The 16,001-nt window shown below is 63.3% G+C and carries 17 protein-coding genes and 1 other RNA gene; 6 read left to right on the top strand and 12 right to left on the bottom strand.

Going from position 1 to position 16,001, the window contains the following annotated elements:
* Positions 1-36: 36 nt before the first annotated feature.
* Both C2862_RS07750 and C2862_RS07745 read left to right on the top strand, forming a co-directional pair.
* Positions 37-660 (top strand): bifunctional 2-polyprenyl-6-hydroxyphenol methylase/3-demethylubiquinol 3-O-methyltransferase UbiG, encoded by a 624-nt coding sequence (locus tag C2862_RS07750; RefSeq protein ID WP_136219542.1) that lies wholly within the window; start codon positions 37-39, stop codon positions 658-660.
* Positions 661-740: 80 nt separating this feature from the next.
* Positions 741-917, top strand: a complete 177-nt coding sequence (locus tag C2862_RS07745; protein ID WP_136219541.1) for a CsbD family protein — start codon at positions 741-743, stop codon at positions 915-917.
* Positions 918-968: 51 nt separating this feature from the next.
* On the opposite strand, the gene C2862_RS07740 is transcribed toward C2862_RS07745, so the two are convergent.
* A complete protein-coding gene (locus tag C2862_RS07740; RefSeq protein ID WP_136219540.1) occupies positions 969-2,075 on the bottom strand; it encodes an AI-2E family transporter in 1,107 nt (368 codons plus the stop codon).
* Positions 2,076-2,282: 207 nt separating this feature from the next.
* Between C2862_RS07740 and C2862_RS07735 the strand changes: the two genes are divergently transcribed.
* Complete coding sequence (locus C2862_RS07735) at positions 2,283-2,462, top strand: CsbD family protein (RefSeq protein ID WP_136219539.1); 180 nt, start codon at positions 2,283-2,285, stop codon at positions 2,460-2,462.
* 65 nt (positions 2,463-2,527) lie between these two features.
* Here the strand turns inward: C2862_RS07735 and C2862_RS07730 are convergent, their stop codons facing one another.
* The 5 genes from C2862_RS07730 to C2862_RS07710 form a co-directional block, all read right to left on the bottom strand.
* Positions 2,528-3,724, bottom strand: a complete 1,197-nt coding sequence (locus C2862_RS07730) for a hypothetical protein (RefSeq protein WP_229467340.1) — start codon at positions 3,722-3,724, stop codon at positions 2,528-2,530.
* Between the two features lie 348 nt (positions 3,725-4,072).
* On the bottom strand, positions 4,073-6,292 hold the full coding sequence (locus C2862_RS07725) for a S9 family peptidase (protein WP_136219538.1): 2,220 nt from the start codon (positions 6,290-6,292) through the stop codon (positions 4,073-4,075).
* 104 nt (positions 6,293-6,396) lie between these two features.
* Positions 6,397-7,092 (bottom strand): aspartate/glutamate racemase family protein, encoded by a 696-nt coding sequence (locus tag C2862_RS07720; protein ID WP_136219537.1) that lies wholly within the window; start codon positions 7,090-7,092, stop codon positions 6,397-6,399.
* A gap of 14 nt (positions 7,093-7,106) precedes the next feature.
* Entirely contained in the window at positions 7,107-8,516 is a 1,410-nt protein-coding gene (locus tag C2862_RS07715; RefSeq protein ID WP_136219536.1) for an MATE family efflux transporter, read from the bottom strand.
* Between the two features lie 69 nt (positions 8,517-8,585).
* Positions 8,586-9,476 (bottom strand): c-type cytochrome, encoded by an 891-nt coding sequence (locus C2862_RS07710; RefSeq protein WP_229467339.1) that lies wholly within the window; start codon positions 9,474-9,476, stop codon positions 8,586-8,588.
* Positions 9,477-9,661: 185 nt separating this feature from the next.
* Here C2862_RS07710 and C2862_RS07705 point away from each other — a divergent pair, with 185 nt between their 5' ends.
* The 3 genes from C2862_RS07705 to C2862_RS07695 all read left to right on the top strand — a co-directional run bounded on the left by C2862_RS07705 (position 9,662) and on the right by C2862_RS07695 (position 11,600).
* Positions 9,662-10,564, top strand: coding sequence for a DnaJ C-terminal domain-containing protein (locus C2862_RS07705; protein WP_136219534.1), 903 nt, complete (start codon positions 9,662-9,664; stop codon positions 10,562-10,564).
* A gap of 13 nt (positions 10,565-10,577) precedes the next feature.
* On the top strand, positions 10,578-10,892 hold the full coding sequence (locus C2862_RS07700; protein WP_136219533.1) for a MerR family transcriptional regulator: 315 nt from the start codon (positions 10,578-10,580) through the stop codon (positions 10,890-10,892).
* Between the two features lie 87 nt (positions 10,893-10,979).
* Positions 10,980-11,600 (top strand): type 1 glutamine amidotransferase domain-containing protein, encoded by a 621-nt coding sequence (locus C2862_RS07695; RefSeq protein ID WP_136219532.1) that lies wholly within the window; start codon positions 10,980-10,982, stop codon positions 11,598-11,600.
* Between the two features lie 109 nt (positions 11,601-11,709).
* On the opposite strand, the gene C2862_RS07690 is transcribed toward C2862_RS07695, so the two are convergent.
* From C2862_RS07690 to ompA, 6 genes are all read right to left on the bottom strand, one after another.
* Entirely contained in the window at positions 11,710-12,057 is a 348-nt protein-coding gene (locus C2862_RS07690) for an MmcQ/YjbR family DNA-binding protein (RefSeq protein WP_136219531.1), read from the bottom strand.
* Between the two features lie 338 nt (positions 12,058-12,395).
* Positions 12,396-12,754: a transfer-messenger RNA gene (gene ssrA / locus C2862_RS07685) on the bottom strand.
* A gap of 186 nt (positions 12,755-12,940) precedes the next feature.
* On the bottom strand, positions 12,941-13,582 hold the full coding sequence (locus C2862_RS07680; RefSeq protein ID WP_136219530.1) for a hypothetical protein: 642 nt from the start codon (positions 13,580-13,582) through the stop codon (positions 12,941-12,943).
* 101 nt (positions 13,583-13,683) lie between these two features.
* The gene (locus tag C2862_RS07675; RefSeq protein WP_136219529.1) at positions 13,684-14,385 is read right to left on the bottom strand and encodes an HAD family hydrolase; all 702 of its coding nucleotides are present in this window, start codon (positions 14,383-14,385) and stop codon (positions 13,684-13,686) included.
* Between the two features lie 14 nt (positions 14,386-14,399).
* Positions 14,400-15,101, bottom strand: coding sequence for a bifunctional 2-polyprenyl-6-hydroxyphenol methylase/3-demethylubiquinol 3-O-methyltransferase UbiG (gene ubiG / locus C2862_RS07670; protein ID WP_136219528.1), 702 nt, complete (start codon positions 15,099-15,101; stop codon positions 14,400-14,402).
* Between the two features lie 99 nt (positions 15,102-15,200).
* Positions 15,201-15,914 carry an outer membrane protein OmpA gene (gene ompA, locus C2862_RS07665; RefSeq protein ID WP_136219527.1) on the bottom strand — a complete coding sequence of 238 codons (714 nt, stop codon included), beginning with the start codon at positions 15,912-15,914 and terminating at the stop codon, positions 15,201-15,203.
* Positions 15,915-16,001: the final 87 nt, after the last annotated feature.

Below are 16,001 nucleotides of genomic sequence, written 5' to 3'. Positions count from 1 at the left end.
GGCCGGTGCCGTCCGCATTCCTTGAGACTCTTTTCCATGACCGACAGCCTCGACGATATTTCCCGCCGCACCCTGGCGCATTACGAGCGTAACGCTCAGCAGTTTTTCGCTGGCACGATCGACCACGACGTCAGCCAGAACGTGGCGGCGCTGCTGGACGCGATCGAGGCGCCCGCGCCCTGGACCCTGCTCGACCTGGGCTGCGGTCCGGGACGCGACCTGAAGACCTTCGCCCAACTTGGCCACCGCGCCATCGGGCTCGACGGTTCGGCGGAATTCGTGGCCATGGCGCGCGCCTACAGCGGCTGTGAAGTCTGGCAGCAGGACTTCCTGCACCTCGACCTGCCGCCGGGGCTGTTCGACGGCATCTTCGCCAACGCCTCGCTGTTCCACGTGCCGAGCGCCGCGCTGGACGATGTGCTGGCGGCCCTGTTCGCCAGTCTGAAGCCGGGCGGCGTGCTGTTCAGCTCGAATCCGCGCGGATACAACGAAGAAGGCTGGAACGGGCCGCGCTACGGCAGTTATTACGATTACCCGACCTGGGAAGCGCACCTGGTCGCGGCCGGGTTCATTCCCTTGCACCACTATTACCGTCCGCCAGGCTTGCCGCGCGAACAGCAGCCTTGGCTGGCCAGCGTCTGGCGCAAGCCCGCGGCGTAAGCCCAATGTTAATCAGCGAACAGAAATGCCTGGCGTTCAGGCCTAAGGTTGGGCTTCGCTGTCAACCGGAGGAGCGCATCATGAACGACGACCAGATCAAGGGCAAGGCCAAGGACATCGGCGGGAAGATTCAGCAAAAGGTCGGCGAAGCCGTCGGCAGCCGCCAGCAGCAGTCCGAAGGCTTGTCGAACCAGGCCGAAGGCAAGGTGCAGGAAAAAGTGGGCGATGTGAAGGATATCGTCAAAGGCAACCGCTGATTTTCCTGGCTTCGAAGCAAGGAGCCGCGACATTGTCGCGGCTTTTTTCGTTTACGTCGATTCCTCGACCTTGTCACCAAGAACATCCTCCACATACAGCATCTGCACCAGCACCTTCAAGGCCGCTGCCAGCGGCGTCGCCAGCGCCACCCCGGCAAAGCCGAACAGGGTGCCGAACACCAGCTGCATGACGATGGTCAGCGCAGGCGGAAGGTCGACCGCGCGCGACTCGATCAGGGGCTGCAGCAGATAGCCCTCGACCAGTTGCACGCCCGTGAACAGCAGCACCGTGTACAGCGCCAGGTCAGGACTGATGGAAAACGCGATCAGGACGGCCGGCACGCCCGCCATGATCGGCCCCAGGTAGGGCACGAAATCGAGCAGGCCGGCGATGATGCCGAGGATCAGCGCCAGCGGCACACCCAGCAGGCTGAGGCCGATCGAGGTCGCGGTCCCGACGATCAGCATCGAGACCGATTTGCCAAGCAGCCAGCTGGCCAGCGTCTGGCCGATCTTGTTCAGCACCTGGCGCGCGCGATGGCGCTTCGCTTGCGGGATCAGCTTGATCACGCCGTTCGTGTACAGATGGGGCGAGGCGGCGAAATAAATGCCGACAAACAGGATGATGACGACATTGCCGATCGCACCCAGCACGCCGCCGAAGAACAGGCCCGCATTTGGCACCAGCGAGGACATCTGCTTGACGATCTGTTCCGGTTCCGGCAGGCCGTCCGTCAGTTTCTTGAGCAGGGGATACTCCTCGACCACGCTTTTCAGCTGCTGGATCGATTTCGGTACCGTTTCGGCCAGCTTGCCCGCCTGTTCGGAGATCTGCGGCGCCATCGCCCAGCCGCCCAGGCCGATCGCCGCGAACAGCAGCACGACGACCAGGGCCAGCGACCACTGGCGCTTGAGCTTGATGCGGCGCGCCAGCATGTCGCTCAGTTTGTAGAGCAGCACCGCGCACAGGATGCAGGCAAAGATCAGGAGCAGGGCGTCGGCCGCGTACCAGACGGCGGCCAGGCCGAGGATGAACAGGACGGCAATGCCGTTGATGAGGGCGGTGCGTTTGGCCAGCTGGCGCTGCTGTGGGGCCTCGCGTGGCGCGTCGTGCGCGTCGTCGGGAGGCGGAGATGGGGAGCGGGTGGATCCGCGCATGATCGTCGTCCATTAACAAAAGATTAATGCAACATTAGCACTTGGCGCAGGACACAGGCGCATGGATGAGCCTGCAAACGTGCCCTCCGAATATTGCCGAGCTATGTGAAGGGACGCACGGAACGCGGCCGTATCGAGGCGTAATCTGTACCCATCGCGCCGTCATATGACCGCGCCTTATTTGACAACTAGCCGAAGGAGATCATCATGAACAAGGACCAAGTCGAAGGCAAACTGCAAGATATCGGTGGCAAGATTCAGGAAGAAGCCGGCAAACTGGTCGGCAACCAGGAACAGCAGGTCAAGGGCCTGAAGAACCAGGTCGAAGGCAAGACCCAGGAGAAGTTTGGCGACGTCAAGGAAAACCTGAAGGACGCCACCAATTAAGTAAGGCAAAACGAAAAAAACCCCGGCATGCCGGGGTTTTTCGTTTTCAGCTATAGAGAGGCAGCTTACTGGACTTCGTAGGCGCCGATGTCGACCTTGGTGCCCAGGGTCGAGCGGGCGGTGCTGGAAGCGGTGTGCTTGTAGCTCGCGCTGGCGCTCAGCGACACATTGCCGCTTGCGGTACCGGCCGCCGAACCGGCGTTCACGATCAGCGCGCTTGCGAGCGGACGCAGGTCGTACGCGGCGCGGTTCACGAAACCGACCGACAGTGCCTGGTAGTTCGTCGTCTTGATGGCGTTCGTCTGGTTGGTAATGGTGCCGTAGCCGCTGAACAGGTTGTTGGTCAGTTTGGCCGCGGTCGCGGCATTACGCACCGTCACGAAGGTACCGCGCGAGCTGTCGTCGTTCACGAAGGTATTGTTGATCACGTACAGGTCGGTGTTGCGGCCGGTCGTGCCTTCCTCGCCGTACGACACCATGGCCGGGTTGTTCGACGCCGTCGGCTGCATGATCACGTTGCCGATGATGAAGGTCGTGCCACCGTTCGGCACATTGATCTCGTAGCTCGGCTTGCCGGCTGCGGTGCTGCCGGTTTCACCCGAGCGCAGGCTCGAGAAGCGGTTGTACGCGATGGTGTTGTACAGGGCGCGCGTCTTCAGGTTGTGGCCGACGTTGGCGTCGTGCGAGTAGTTGAAACGGAAGGTCAGCTTGGCGACCTTGCCGATATAGATGTTGTGGCTGTAGCCGTCGCCGTAGCCGTTATGGCCGAACTCGTTGTTCTCCAGAATAACGGTGCTGGAAGTATTGACGCCGCTCAGAATACCGTTCTCGTTGTCGTGCAGGAACGAGTTGCGCAGGGTGAAGTTCGTGCCTTCCAGGCGCAAGGCTGCGCCGTTCTTGTCGACCACTTTGGCGCCATACATCTCGACGTTATCGATCACGATGTTGCTACCCTGGACAACCCAGGTGCCTTTGCTGAGCGCAGCTTTGCCGTTAGCGTTGATCTTTGGACGGCCATTAACGCCGCGGATGGTCAGGTTGCTCTTGGTGATGGCGCAGACGTCACCGGAGTAGGTGGCGGCTTGAATTTCGATGGTGTCGCCAGCGGCAGCCGCAGCGAACGCCTTGCATGGAGTTGCATAGGTCTTGCCTGCGCCGACGCTGCGGATAGCGGCCGAAGCCGGTGCGGCGACAGCGGCGCCGATGATCAGGGAAGCGACTGCGAAGGTGATGCGAGTTGCGTTGGTACGGATGGCTTGCATGTTCTAAATATCCTCTAGTGCGGGCTCGTTTTGAGCGGTGTCTCAAGATCAGGAACACGCAGAATACCGCGAGGAAAAATTCCGTGGGGACATAATTTGTTACAAGCATCCTGTACTGTTGAGTTCAGAGTTCACAATTCTCCTAGGAAAAGTATGCATTTGAGGGCAAATGTATCCTCAAAAAAAAATTTAAAAATGTCTCAAATGCGCAACAACATACGTTGACTTTTTATTGAGTTGTCAGAAATTTTGTGTCTCTCAGGACAACAGTTGAGATAAACAGGCGAAAAAAAACCGGAACACCGCAAGGTGTTCCGGCTTCTTGCCGGGTTCAGGCTGGCTTCCCGCTTATTTCGCCGCGGTACCGCCCAGGTTCTTCTTAAAGAAGGCTTCGATCAGGCCGTACACGTGGCGCTGGCTGGTGCGGCCCGAGATACCGTGCTTGGCGCCCGGATAGGTCATCAGCTCGAACTGTACGTTGCGCTTGACCAGTTCGTCGATCAGGCGCGTGGTATTGCTGAACAGGACGTTGTCGTCGGCCATGCCATGCACCAGCAGCAGCGGCGACTTCAGGCCGTCCAGGTGCGCGAACACGCCGCTGCGCGCATAGGCGTCCGGGTCCGACTTCGGCGTGGCGCCGACGAACTGCTCGGTGTAGTGGGTGTCGTACAGGGCCCAGTCGGTGACCGGCGCGACCGACACGCCCATCGCGATCTTGTCCGAGGCTGCCGCCAGCAGGCGCAGCGTCATGAAGCCGCCGTAGCTCCAGCCGAACACGCCGACGCGCTTCGGATCGACAAAGCTCTGCTGTGCCAGCCAGTCGATGCCGGTGACCTGGTCTTCGACTTCGTTCTTGCCCAGGTTGTTATAGATGACGTCGGTGAAGGCGCGTTCGCGGCGGCTCGAGCCGCGGTTGTCCAGGGTGAACACGACGAAGCCCTGCTGCGCCATGTATTGGTTGAAGTAATTGCCCCAGGTGCGGGTCACGCGCTGCGAGTGCGGGCCGCCGTAGGTGAACAGGAAGACCGGGTACTTCTTCGTCGCATCGAAACCGGCCGGCTTGATCATCGAGTAGTACAGGGTCTGGCCGTCCTTGGCCTGGATGGTGCCGTATTCGGTCGGCAGCAGGTCGGACACGTATTTCGCGAACGGGTGGCTGGCGTTCAGCTCGTTACGCTCGAGCCATTGCACCATCGCGCCGTCGGCCTTGCGGATCGACACTTGCGGTGGCGTCGTCGGGCTGGAATAAGTGTCCACGAAGATCTTGCCGTTGTTGGCAAAGCGGGTGTCGTGCCAGCCGTCGCCGGCCGTGATACGGGCTGGTTTGCCGGCGGTGCTGCCGTTCAGGTTCAGGGCGTAGGTCTGCTTGTCGATGACGGCATCCTTGTTCGAGGACACGTACACCTTGCCGGCCGCTTCGTCCACGGCCAGCACGTTGTCGATGCCCCATTCGCCGCTCGAGATCGGGTTCAGCAGCTTGCCGTTCAGGTCGTACAAATACAGGTGGTTGCGGCCGCTGCGCTCGGAGGCCCAGATGAAGGCCGAACGCTTTTTCAGGAAATGCAGGTCGTTGTGGATGCTGACCCAGGTCTTCGATGTTTCGCTCAGCAGCGGGCGCTGGGCCAGCGTAGCGGCGTCGACCGCGACCAGGTCGAGGCGCTTCTGGTCGCGCGTCTGGCGCTGGTAGACCAGGGTCTTGCTGTCTGCGCTCCAGTCGGCGCGCACCAGGTAGATGTCTTTCTCGGCGCCGAGGTCGACTTGGCGCGATACGCCAGTTTCCGGCGAGACGATAAACAGGTCCACCAGCACGTTCGGATCGCCGGCGGCAGGGTAATGCTGGTCGATCACTTCGGTGCGATCGGCGAAGATCTCGAAGCGGCGCGCGACCGGCACCGGTGCCTCGTCGTAGCGTTTATAGGCAATGGCGGAATCGTCCGGCGCCCAGTAGTAACCGGTCGTCTGGTCCATTTCTTCCTGGGCCACGAACTCGGCTTCGCCGTTGTGCACGGTGCCTTTGCCGTCAGTGGTCAGCTGGCGCTCGGCGCCGGTTTTAAGGTCCATCACGACCAGGTTCTGGTTGCGCACGAACGAGACGTAGCGGCCTTTCGGCGAAATCTTCGGATCGAGCACGTTGCCCGACGCGACCTTGCGCGCGGTGTCGGGATGCGCGACGTCGACCAGGTACAGGTCGCCGGCGATCGGCACCAGCAGTTGCTTGCCGCTTGGTGCCCAGCTGTAGTTGATGATGCCCGACAGGCCGGCGGTACGCGCGCGCTCGCGGCGCGCCTTTTCCTCGAGCGACAGGTTCTCCGTCGGCACCAGCTTCTTGGAGTCGACCAGCAGGCGCGTGGTCTTGTCCTTCATATTGTATTCCCACAGATCCTGCTGGAACTGGTTGTCGGCACGGCCGCGCAGGAAGGTCACGCGCTCGCCATCGGGCGACACCTTCAGGTTCTTGACGCCGGGGCCGGCGAGGGAGGTTTCGCCGTGGATGCGGTCGAGCGTGAGGCGTTCCGCGGATGCGGGCGCGGCCGCGAGCGCGGCCAGGAGGCAGAGGAGAAGGCGCATTGATTGTCTCGTTGAAAGTTAGCTTTGTGCAACGGACGAGACGATACCAGAGTTGACCGGCAAAAGCTGTACATACTCGGTCGAACAGATGGGTGCTACAACGCTCAGGCTGCCCGCAGCGCCTCGCGCAGCGCAGCCTGTGCCAACAGGCGGGTGGAATCGAGCACGGGCAGGGGCGAATTCTCCTTGTTCATGATGAGCGGAATCTCGGTGCACCCCAGGATGACGGCATCGCACTGCAGGGTGCACATGCGCTCGATCACCTGCTGGAAACTGCGCACCGCCTCGGGCTTGAACACGCCGCACACCAGTTCTTCCATGATGATGCGGCTGATTTCAATCCGCTCCCCGACCTCGGGACGCACGACAGCGATCCCATGCTGCGCCAGTTTGTCCGGATAAACCTCGCTCTCGACCAGCCACCTGGTGCCGGTGAGGCCGAGGCGCCGGTAGGCCTGCGCTTGCGCCTCCTGTGCCACGGCATCGGCAATGTGCAGCCAGGGCAGGGGCGACAAGGCCTCGATCGCGGGCAGCGCCTGATGAATGGTGTTGTCGGGGCAAATGATGAAATCGGCGCCGCTGCGTGCCAGCGCCTGGGCCGAAGACAGCATCAGCTGCCCGATCCCATCCAGATCGCCCCGCTCGAGGCAGGCGACATAGTCGGCGAGGGAATGCGTGTGCATCGACACTTGCGGATGCGCATGCGGGCCCATCAGGCGGGCGCCTTCGCTGCAGATCGTGCGATAGCAGAGCGCCGCGCCTTCCGCGGAGCAGCCGACGATACCTACGTGTTTGGGCATGCTTTCTCCTGAGGCTAGCCAGCCTGAGCTGCCGCGCGCACCTTCTGGCGCGACAGCTTTTCCATCGACCAGGTCAGCAGCACGGCGGCAATCGTCAGGCCCAGCACGAGGCCGATCCAGAAGCCCGTCGTTTCCATCGGCGCGGCGGGCGACCAGGCGAACCAGCCCGGCGCGATGCCGAGCACGTAGCCCAGCGGCAGACTAAAACCCCAGAAGGCGACCAGCTGGATGATCATCGGCGGGCGCGTCACCTGGTAGCCGCGGATGGCGGAGGCGGTAGCGACCTGGGTCGCATCCGACAGCTGGAACAGGGCCGCGAACAGCAGCAGGTGGACGCAGGCTTCCTGCACCGCCGGATCGGAGGTGTAGGCGCGCGCGATCTGCCAGCGGAAGAGCGCGATGCAGGCCGCCGACAGCACCCCGAAGGCGACCGACATGCCGACCCCGACGCGCGCCACGAACTGGGCCCGTACTGGATTACCTTCGCCCATTGCCTGGCCGACGCGGGTCAGCAGGCCGATGCCGAAGCTGAGCGGTACCATGAACACGAGCGAGGCGAAGTTCAGCGCGATCTGGTGTGCCGACACCTGGATCACGCCGAAGCGCGCCACCAGCAGGCTGATCAGGCCAAAGGCGCTGACCTCGGCAAAATAGGTCACCCCGATCGGCAGGCCCAGGCGCAACATCTCGCGAATCTCTTTCCAGTCCGGGCCTTCCCAGCCGGTGAACGGATAGGTCAGGCGGTACACCGGCGAAATCTTGACCCACACCAGCATCGCGCCCAGCATCAGCCACATGCCAAGTGCGGTCGACACCGCGCAGCCGACCGCGCCCAGTTGAGGAAACCCCCAGTTGCCGAACACCAGCAGCCAGTTGCTGGCGACGTTGAACAGCAGGCCCAGGATCGCGATCACCATGATCGGCTTCGTTTCGTTGATGCTGGTCGTGTAGCCGTACAGGGCGCGGTAGCAGGCAAACGCCGGCATGCCCAGGCTCGTCACGTGCAGGAACATCGCGGCGCGGTCGGCGACCGCTTTCTCCATGCCGATATGGTCGAACAGCAGCGTGCACAGGTTGGCAGCCAGGCAGGCGATCAGGCCGACGCCCGCGCCTTTCCACAGCGCCTGGCGCACCGAATGGGGAATCTTGTCGTAACGTCCGCCGCCGATCTCGTGCGCCACCACGGTGTTAATCGACATCATGATGCCCATGACGGTGACCAGCACGATCGACCAGACCGAGGCGCCCAGCGAGACGGCCGCCAGTTCCTCTGCGCTGACGTGGCCCGTCATCGCGACGTCGGCCACGCCCATGCCGACGGTTGCCAGTTGGCCCACCAGCATTGGCCAAGAGAGCTTCCAGAGAGTGGCGATTTCCTGGCGGACGGGCGAGGGCGAGGTGGTGGTGGCGGCGGTGGAAGTCATGGGCAAACCGGGTACGGAAACCCATGATTTTACTGTCTAATTGCTAAGCCTGCGATAGCGCTGCGCTGCTCAGTGCTGGCCTGCCGGACGCGGCGGCAGCGTTTGCAGATAGGCATGCAGGGCACGCGCATCGACGTCGTTCATCTGGCCGAACGAAGCGAAAGGCATGACCGGGCTGATGGTGCTGCCGTCGGGCCGCTTGCCGCTGCGCAGCATGGCAAGGAAGCTCTCGGCAGTCGGGTAACGCAGCATGGCGCTGCCGGGGCCGGGCGTCAGGTTGGCGGCCTGCGGCCAGGCCGGCGGTGCGCCCGGGATGGCGCCGCCGCTCAGTTGTGCGCCGTGGCAGCCAATGCAGGCTTGCGCGACGTAGGCCCCATGCGCGGCCGTCACGGCGGCGGGCTGGGCGCGCGGCGGCGGCAGGGAATGGTCGATCTTCTCGGCGGCGTCCTTGATCCCGCCCACTGCGTAGAGCAGCTTGACGGGCAATGGCAGGTCGATCCGGCGGCGTTCGCCGGGCAGTGGCGGCAGTTGCTGGAGGTAGGCGACCAGCGCGCCGGTGTCCTCGTCGGTAAGGCGGGCATAGTCCTCGCTCGGCATCACGATGACCGGCTGGCCGTTGGGCTTGACGCCATGGCGGATGGTGCGCACCCAGTCGACTACCTGGTAGGCAGTGGTGGCGCTGTTGGCGCCGCGGGTGATGTTCGGGGCGACCACCAGCATGCCGTCGGAGTCGATCACGGTCTTGCCGGTCCCGGTGGCGCCATGGCACTCGGTGCAGCCGCGTGTGCTGTACAGGTAGCGGCCATGGGCGATGCGGGCAGGGTCGTTTGGAACCGCAATGGCGGAGACATCGACGGGGACCGTCCGCTGCATCTTGCGCGTACTCAGCAGATGCGCGGTAACGCCAACCAGCAGGCCCAGCAACACCAGCGCACCTAGGATGCGAAGTGTCCACCTCATCCCTTTTCCCATGCATGCCTCCGTAGTGACAAGTGGTCGATCTGTTTAATTTATCATTTCTCGCCCCGGTGTAAATACTGCAAGCCAAGAACTTTTAATTGTGTTGGGAATCCCCATCTGAAGGGGTGTCGCAGCCTGTGCCGCGAGCGGCCTGGGCTGTCAAATCAAACATCCGGGAGCACACTGTGGAATACAAGGATTACTACGCGACCCTTGGCATCGACAGGGGCGCAACCGCGGACGACATCAAGAAGGCGTACCGGAAAATGGTGCGCAAGTACCACCCCGATGTCAGCAAGCACAAGGACGCGGACGCGAAGACCAAAGAGATCAACGAAGCCTACGACGTGCTGGGCGACGCCGAGAAGCGTGCCGCCTATGACGCGCTCGGACGCGGCCATCATGCCGGTGAGCAGTTCCATCCGCCGCCGGACTGGAGCGAGCACTTCGATTTCGGCGGCGCCGGTGCCGACGATTTCTTCGCCGACCTGTTCGCCCAGGCAGGACGTTCGCGCCGCGGTGGTTTCCAGATGCGCGGCGACGACATCCATGCCGCCATCACGATCGACCTGGCGGATGCGTATCGTGGCGCCACGCGCACGGTCAGCCTGCGCGTGCCGAAGGCCGAGGGACCGGGGCGCGCCACCATGCAGGAAAAGACGCTCAGCGTGAACATCCCGCGCGGCGTGACGCCGGGCCAGCAATTGCGCCTGGCGGGGCAGGGCCACGAGGGACATGGGGGCGCGGGGCCGGGCGACCTGTATCTCGAAATCCAGTTCGCGCCCGACCCGCGTTACCGGCTCGAGGGTGCGCACGTGTACGAGAACGTGCCGGTCACGCCCTGGGAAGCGGCGCTGGGCGGCAGCGTGGCCGTGCCCACGCCGTCGGGCACGGTCGAGGTGACGATCCCGGCCGGCTCGCAGAGCGGGCGCAAGCTGCGCCTGAAGGGCAAGGGCATCCCCAGCGCCACGCCGGGCGACCTGTACCTGATCCTGGACGTCGTCCTGCCGCCGGCCAACAGCGACAAGGCGCGCGCGATCTACCAGGCGATGGCGCGCGACCTGGCCTTCAATCCACGCACTGCCTGAGGAGGAGCGATCGATGTTTGCGAACCAGATTGTGACCGGGGTGCTGATCGACGACGTCGCCCTGGACATGGAAGAGCTGGCCCGTGCCTGCCAGGTCGAGCCCGACTGGGTGGTGCGCCACGTGCAGGCGGGCGTCCTTGGCGAGCTGACCTTGCAAACCGCTGCGCTGCGCTTTCGCAGCACCGACCTGGCGCGGGCGCGCCGGCTGCTCGAACTGGAGCGGCATTTCGATGCCAACGAAGAGCTGGCGGCCCTCGTGATCGACCTCGCCGACGAGGTGCGGCGCCTGCGCGCCCGCCTGCACGCGCTCGGCATCCGGGATACCTGAGAGGACACCTGAAGCGCGCGCCGTGCACTGAGGCCTGCTCCTAGAATTGGTGTCAGATGAATCACTGACAAACATCGAGGAGGTCACATGGATCAGGTAGAAGTACAGGCATCCGGGAACGACAAGGCGAATCGCCCGCCACTGGACGGCAAGCGCGTTGCCGTCCTGATGACGGACGGCGTCGAACAGGTCGAATACACGGGGCCGCGCAGCTTTCTCGAGCAGCAGGGCGCGCAAGTGGTCCTGATTTCGCCGAAGGGCGTGGGCGACGCCGTGCAGGGCATGAACCACGATGCCAAGGGCGACAGCTTCCGGGTCGAAATGAACGTGCGCGACGCAAAGCCGGCCGACTTCGACGCCCTCGTGCTGCCGGGCGGCGAACAGAATCCCCTGGAATTACGCAAGAGCCCGGAGTCGATCGCCTTCATCCGCGATTTCTACGAGACTGACAAGCCCCTCGCCGCCATCTGCCACGCGCCCTGGGTGCTGATCGACGCCGGGATCGCGGAATCGAAGAACCTGACGAGCTGGCCGGAGATCCAGGACGACATGAAAAAGGCGGGCGCCGAATGGGTCGACCAGGAAGTCGTGATCGACGAGAAGCTGATCACGAGCCGCAAGCCGGACGATATTCCGGCGTTTAACGATGCGCTGTTGAAGGCGATGATGATTTCGTCGGATATGGCGGATATGGGGGCGTCGTCTTAACTTGTCGAGAGACGCGCGACTGTTCGGTTGCGCGTCCGTAGGGCGGGTATGCCCGCGCGGATCATGCCCACCGATAACATCATACGCAACAGCGCCGCGAACGTCTGCCTTACGCCCCGCTGATTTCCCGCTGTAACTTCTTCGTCAACTTCCCAAACACCAGCTCGTACGACCTGCGCAGCAACTGCGCCGCCTCCTCGTCGCCGAGCGCATTCGCATGCTCCACATACACCCACTTCGCCCGCGCCAGATATGGAGCGGGAATGATGCCTGGCCGGTCCGTCAGCTCGAGGAAGCGCTCGTCGTCGACCTTGAAGCTCATGCCGGTGGCCTCGCCCAGGTTGGTGACGGCGAACATCTTGTCTCCGACGGAGAAGACCAGGTCGTTGTCCCATTTGGTGGATTCGGTGGTGCCGGGGAAAGTGCGGCAGAGGGATTTGGCGGATTCGAAGTTCATGGCAGTCGTAGGGGAGTGTTGGTTGTCGACAATTTTATAACGCAGCCAAGTCTTGAAGGTGTTTTCGTAAAGTACCAACAGTTATTGCGTTTTGGTAGGAGAGCGGCAGAGCTGCGGAAAGCAGAAAATCGCTGCGCGATTTTCTATAGTCGGGCGAATCGGAGAGCCGTTGCGCCCGGAGGCGCAACGTCGCTCGCGGGCTCGCTGCTGCGCAGCTCGAAACCCCCGCTCGCCCCGCGTCCGTTCCGTCCGCGGATTCGATTCCCGACGCGAACACCACGCACAAAAAAACACACCCCTGAGGGCTTTGGCCCTCAGGGGTGTGTTTTTTTGTGCGTTGGTGGAGGCGGCGGGAATCGAACCCGCGTCCGCAAGCACTCTACAGACAGTTCTACATACTTAGCACTATCATTTAATTTGACCGGCACGACGGGGATGTGCACCCTGCGTACCAGCGAGTTACCTTAAGTTTCGGAAGCAACCAAGTAACCCGGTTGAGTCCTAGCCTCTGTAAATGACTCTACTTGCCTTGCGGCCCACCCCAGAGGCGAGGTAGTGTAGAGCTAGCAGCAATTAAGCTGCGAGTGCGTACGAGTTATCGTTTGCAGTTATTGATTTCTGGATGTATTTACGAGGTAACCAGTCCTCGGTATGCCCTGCGCTGCTTTGCAACCCACGTCGAAACCAGGTCGCCCCCAACGAAATTACATTGTACTCCAATCGCGGGGCGTTTGCAGTGGCTTAGGATGCTGCGCCCCGTGGCGTTACGATCTGTTTCAAACTAGTGCGCGATTGGTGCGACAACCCCCAGCGTTCGGGTGTTCGGCGGCACGTAACGCGCGGGCATGCCCGCCCTACGTTACGCGACCGCCAACTCTGCGATTTACTGCCCGTTACGCTTGGCGACTTCGTTGCCGATGTAGCCGCCGCCGATGATGCCGGCCAGCGTGGCGAGCTTCTTGCCGTTGCCGCCGCCGACCTGGTTGCCGATCAGGCCGCCGATGACGGCGCCGGTGCCGATGCCGACGTAGTTCGGCTGGGCCGGGGCCGGGGCAGGGGCCTGGCGGTAGGTCGGCTCTTCGTAACGGACCGGCTGCGGGGCGGGGCGGTGCTCGACGACGCGGCGTTCGACCACGCGCTCCACGACCTTCGGCTTCTGGACCACGGTCTTCACCGGGGCGGCTTCCTGCTTGACGATCACGGTCGGGGCGTTCGGCGTCTGCACGTAGGTCGTGGTGCCGGGCGCGGCGCTGACGACCATCGGAGCGGCGGCGGCGGCAACCGGTGCGGCACCGTACTGGGCCTGGACTTGCGTCGCGGCTTGCAGCTGGTTCGCGGCGCTTGGCGCGGCCAGCGGCAGGGCGGCGGTCGGTGCCAGGGCGGCTTGCTGCGGCTCCGGAGCGCTGCGCGAGGAAGGCAGCAGGCCGGTGATGGCGGCGGCGCCGGTCAGGCTGACGATGACCACCGATACGGCTGCGGCGGCCATCAGGGGATGAATGCGGGAGGCGGTTGCGGTGGTGTTCATGTTCTGCTCCATCGTTGTTGCGTTGTCGATGGATGCAGATTACGGAAGTCGACAGTTACACGGTAGACAGAAACCCGTATCAGTCGTAATCAAATGTAAGATCAAACGCTTGCCGCAACGGGCGTGCGCGCCACGCTGCGCAACAACGCCAGCAGGTCGAGCGGCGTGTCGCACAGGTAGTCGGCGCCCCAGGTCTGCGGTTCGATCATGCCGCAATAGCCCCAGGCGCAGGCCACGGTCGGCATGCCCGCCGCGCGGCCGGCTTCGATGTCGCGCAGGTCGTCGCCGACGTACCAGCATTCCTCCGGCGCCAGGCCGAGGCGGCGCGCGCCTTCCAGCAGCGGTGCCGGATGGGGTTTCGCGTGCGGCATGGTGTCGCCCGAGACGATGCAGCCGGCGTGCGCCAGGCCGATCTGCGGGATCAGCGGATCGGTAAAGCGTGCCGGCTTGTTGGTGACGACGCCCCAGCTCATGCCGGCCTCCTCGATGCCCTGCAAGAGTGCGGCGATGCCCTCGAATAGCCCGCTCTCGACCGCCATGTTGTCCTGGTAGCGGTCGAACCAGGCGAGGCGCAATTCCTCGTAGCCGTCGTCGCCGGGCGCCAGGCCGAAGGCGGCGCCGATCATGCCGCGTGCGCCGGCCGAGGCGGTCGGGCGCAGCACGCTGTAGGGAGTGGGCGCCAGGCCGCGCTCGGTGCGCAGCCAGTTGACGGCGGCGGCGAGGTCGGGCGCGGTGTCGGCCAGCGTGCCGTCGAGGTCGAACAGGACGGCACGCGGTGCCTGGATCAGGGCAGGGGAGTTCATGGAATCGAAAACGCTTAGAGAGGCTTTGTGCACGCCACCATGTAGTTCACATCGGTGTCGTTGTTCAGCGAGTAGATCTTGGTCAGCGGGTTGTAGCTCAGGCCCTTCATGCCGTCGACCTGCAGGCCGGCCTGGCGCATGAATTGCGAGAGTTCGGCCGGCGTGAGGAACTTGCCGTAGTCGTGGGTGCCGCGCGGCAGCATGCGCAGCACGTATTCGGCGCCGATCACGGCCAGCAGGTAGGCCTTCGGGTTGCGGTTGATGGTCGAGAAGAACAGCTTGCCGCCCGGCTTCACCAGGGCGGCGGCCGCGCGCACGATCGAGGCCGGGTCCGGCACGTGCTCCAGCATTTCCATGCAGGTCACGACGTCGTACTGGCCGGCTTCCTCGGCCGCCATGTCTTCGGCCGCGATCAGTTTATAACGGACCTCGACGCCCGATTCCAGGCTGTGCAGGTCGGCGACCTTCAGGGCCTTCTTCGACAGGTCGATGCCGGTCACTTTCGCGCCCTTTTTCGCCATCGATTCGGACAGCACGCCGCCGCCGCAACCGATGTCGATGACCTTCTTGCCGGCCAGGGGCGCGCGGGCGTTGATCCATTCCAGGCGCAACGGATTGATTTCGTGCAGCGGGCGGAACTCGGAGGTGGGGTCCCACCAGCGGTGGGCCAGCTCGCTGAACTTGCTAATTTCTAAAGGATCGGCGTTCGTAGTCATAGGTCGGAATAATAGCGGGAAATATCAGGTAGCGACGGACAAAAAGAAGGGACGAAAAAAAACCCCGCCGCAGCGGGGTTCTTCCTTGCCGCTGGCAGATTACTGCTGGCGGGTACGGGTACCGACGACTTCGATCTCGACGCGGCGGTTCTTCGCGCGGCCAGCCGAGCTCTTGTTGTCAGCGACAGGCTGCTTCTCGCCCTTGCCTTCGGTGTAGACGCGGTTGGCGTCGATGCCCTTGCCCTGCAGGTAGGCCTTGACGGCTTCGGCGCGGCGGATCGACAGCTTGTCGTTGTAGGCATCGGTGCCGATCGAGTCGGTGTGGCCGACGGCGATGATGACTTCCAGGTTCATGTCGCCCAGCTTCGAGGTCAGCTCGTCGAGCGAAGCCTTGCCTTCAGGCTTGAGGACGGCCTTGTCGAAGTCGAAGAAGGCATCAGCCGAGTAGCTGACTTTCTCCGAGGTTGGGACTGGAGCCGGTGCAGGTGCCGGGGCTGGGGCAGGTGCCGGAGCGGCTTCGACCGGCGGCGGCGGCGGAGCGACGCACTTGCCATTTTCCAGTTTCTCAGGCGGAACGCACAGCGGCGCGTCGCAGCCTGGGACCGCGTCGGCCGGGGTCCAGTAGCCGGTACGCCAGCACAGACCGAAAGGATCGCGCGCGATCACGCCGCGGCTGTCCTGGACGTACGCGCTGTACGGCTTGTTCGCCTGGATGTCGGTCGTCAGCGGCGCGTACGGCGGCGCGCTCTGGGCGAACGCGCTGCCAGCCATCGCTGCGGAAGCTGCGAGCATGAGGGTTGCAATCTTCTTCATCTTATTTGTTCCTTTCGGTTTTATATCTTTTCGTTGCGAAACTTTTTCTATTCACGACAACGTAGGCAGAATATTAACACCATGTGC

Origin of the sequence: Massilia sp. Mn16-1_5, assembly GCF_004798585.1 — a bacterium.
In the GTDB taxonomy this organism is placed as follows: Bacteria; Pseudomonadota; Gammaproteobacteria; order Burkholderiales; family Burkholderiaceae_D; genus Telluria.
Note: the sequence above shows the minus strand (reverse complement) of the source record. Positions and strands in the feature narration are given on the sequence as shown.

What these genes read in the sequence shown, in the direction of transcription:
- C2862_RS07745 (WP_136219541.1), top strand. Translation starts at nt 741, where the DNA reads ATGAACGACGACCAGATCAAGGGCAAGGCCAAGGACATCGGCGGGAAG.
- C2862_RS07750 (WP_136219542.1), top strand. Translation starts at nt 37, where the DNA reads ATGACCGACAGCCTCGACGATATTTCCCGCCGCACCCTGGCGCATTAC.
- ompA (WP_136219527.1), bottom strand. Translation starts at nt 15,914, where the DNA reads ATGAAGAAGATTGCAACCCTCATGCTCGCAGCTTCCGCAGCGATGGCT.
- C2862_RS07675 (WP_136219529.1), bottom strand. Translation starts at nt 14,385, where the DNA reads ATGAACTCCCCTGCCCTGATCCAGGCACCGCGTGCCGTCCTGTTCGAC.
- C2862_RS07735 (WP_136219539.1), top strand. Translation starts at nt 2,283, where the DNA reads ATGAACAAGGACCAAGTCGAAGGCAAACTGCAAGATATCGGTGGCAAG.
- C2862_RS07710 (WP_229467339.1), bottom strand. Translation starts at nt 9,476, where the DNA reads ATGAGGTGGACACTTCGCATCCTAGGTGCGCTGGTGTTGCTGGGCCTG.
- C2862_RS07700 (WP_136219533.1), top strand. Translation starts at nt 10,578, where the DNA reads ATGTTTGCGAACCAGATTGTGACCGGGGTGCTGATCGACGACGTCGCC.
- C2862_RS07720 (WP_136219537.1), bottom strand. Translation starts at nt 7,092, where the DNA reads ATGCCCAAACACGTAGGTATCGTCGGCTGCTCCGCGGAAGGCGCGGCG.
- C2862_RS07680 (WP_136219530.1), bottom strand. Translation starts at nt 13,582, where the DNA reads ATGAACACCACCGCAACCGCCTCCCGCATTCATCCCCTGATGGCCGCC.
- ubiG (WP_136219528.1), bottom strand. Translation starts at nt 15,101, where the DNA reads ATGACTACGAACGCCGATCCTTTAGAAATTAGCAAGTTCAGCGAGCTG.
- C2862_RS07730 (WP_229467340.1), bottom strand. Translation starts at nt 3,724, where the DNA reads ATGCAAGCCATCCGTACCAACGCAACTCGCATCACCTTCGCAGTCGCT.
- C2862_RS07690 (WP_136219531.1), bottom strand. Translation starts at nt 12,057, where the DNA reads ATGAACTTCGAATCCGCCAAATCCCTCTGCCGCACTTTCCCCGGCACC.
- C2862_RS07740 (WP_136219540.1), bottom strand. Translation starts at nt 2,075, where the DNA reads ATGCGCGGATCCACCCGCTCCCCATCTCCGCCTCCCGACGACGCGCAC.
- C2862_RS07725 (WP_136219538.1), bottom strand. Translation starts at nt 6,292, where the DNA reads ATGCGCCTTCTCCTCTGCCTCCTGGCCGCGCTCGCGGCCGCGCCCGCA.
- C2862_RS07715 (WP_136219536.1), bottom strand. Translation starts at nt 8,516, where the DNA reads ATGACTTCCACCGCCGCCACCACCACCTCGCCCTCGCCCGTCCGCCAG.
- C2862_RS07695 (WP_136219532.1), top strand. Translation starts at nt 10,980, where the DNA reads ATGGATCAGGTAGAAGTACAGGCATCCGGGAACGACAAGGCGAATCGC.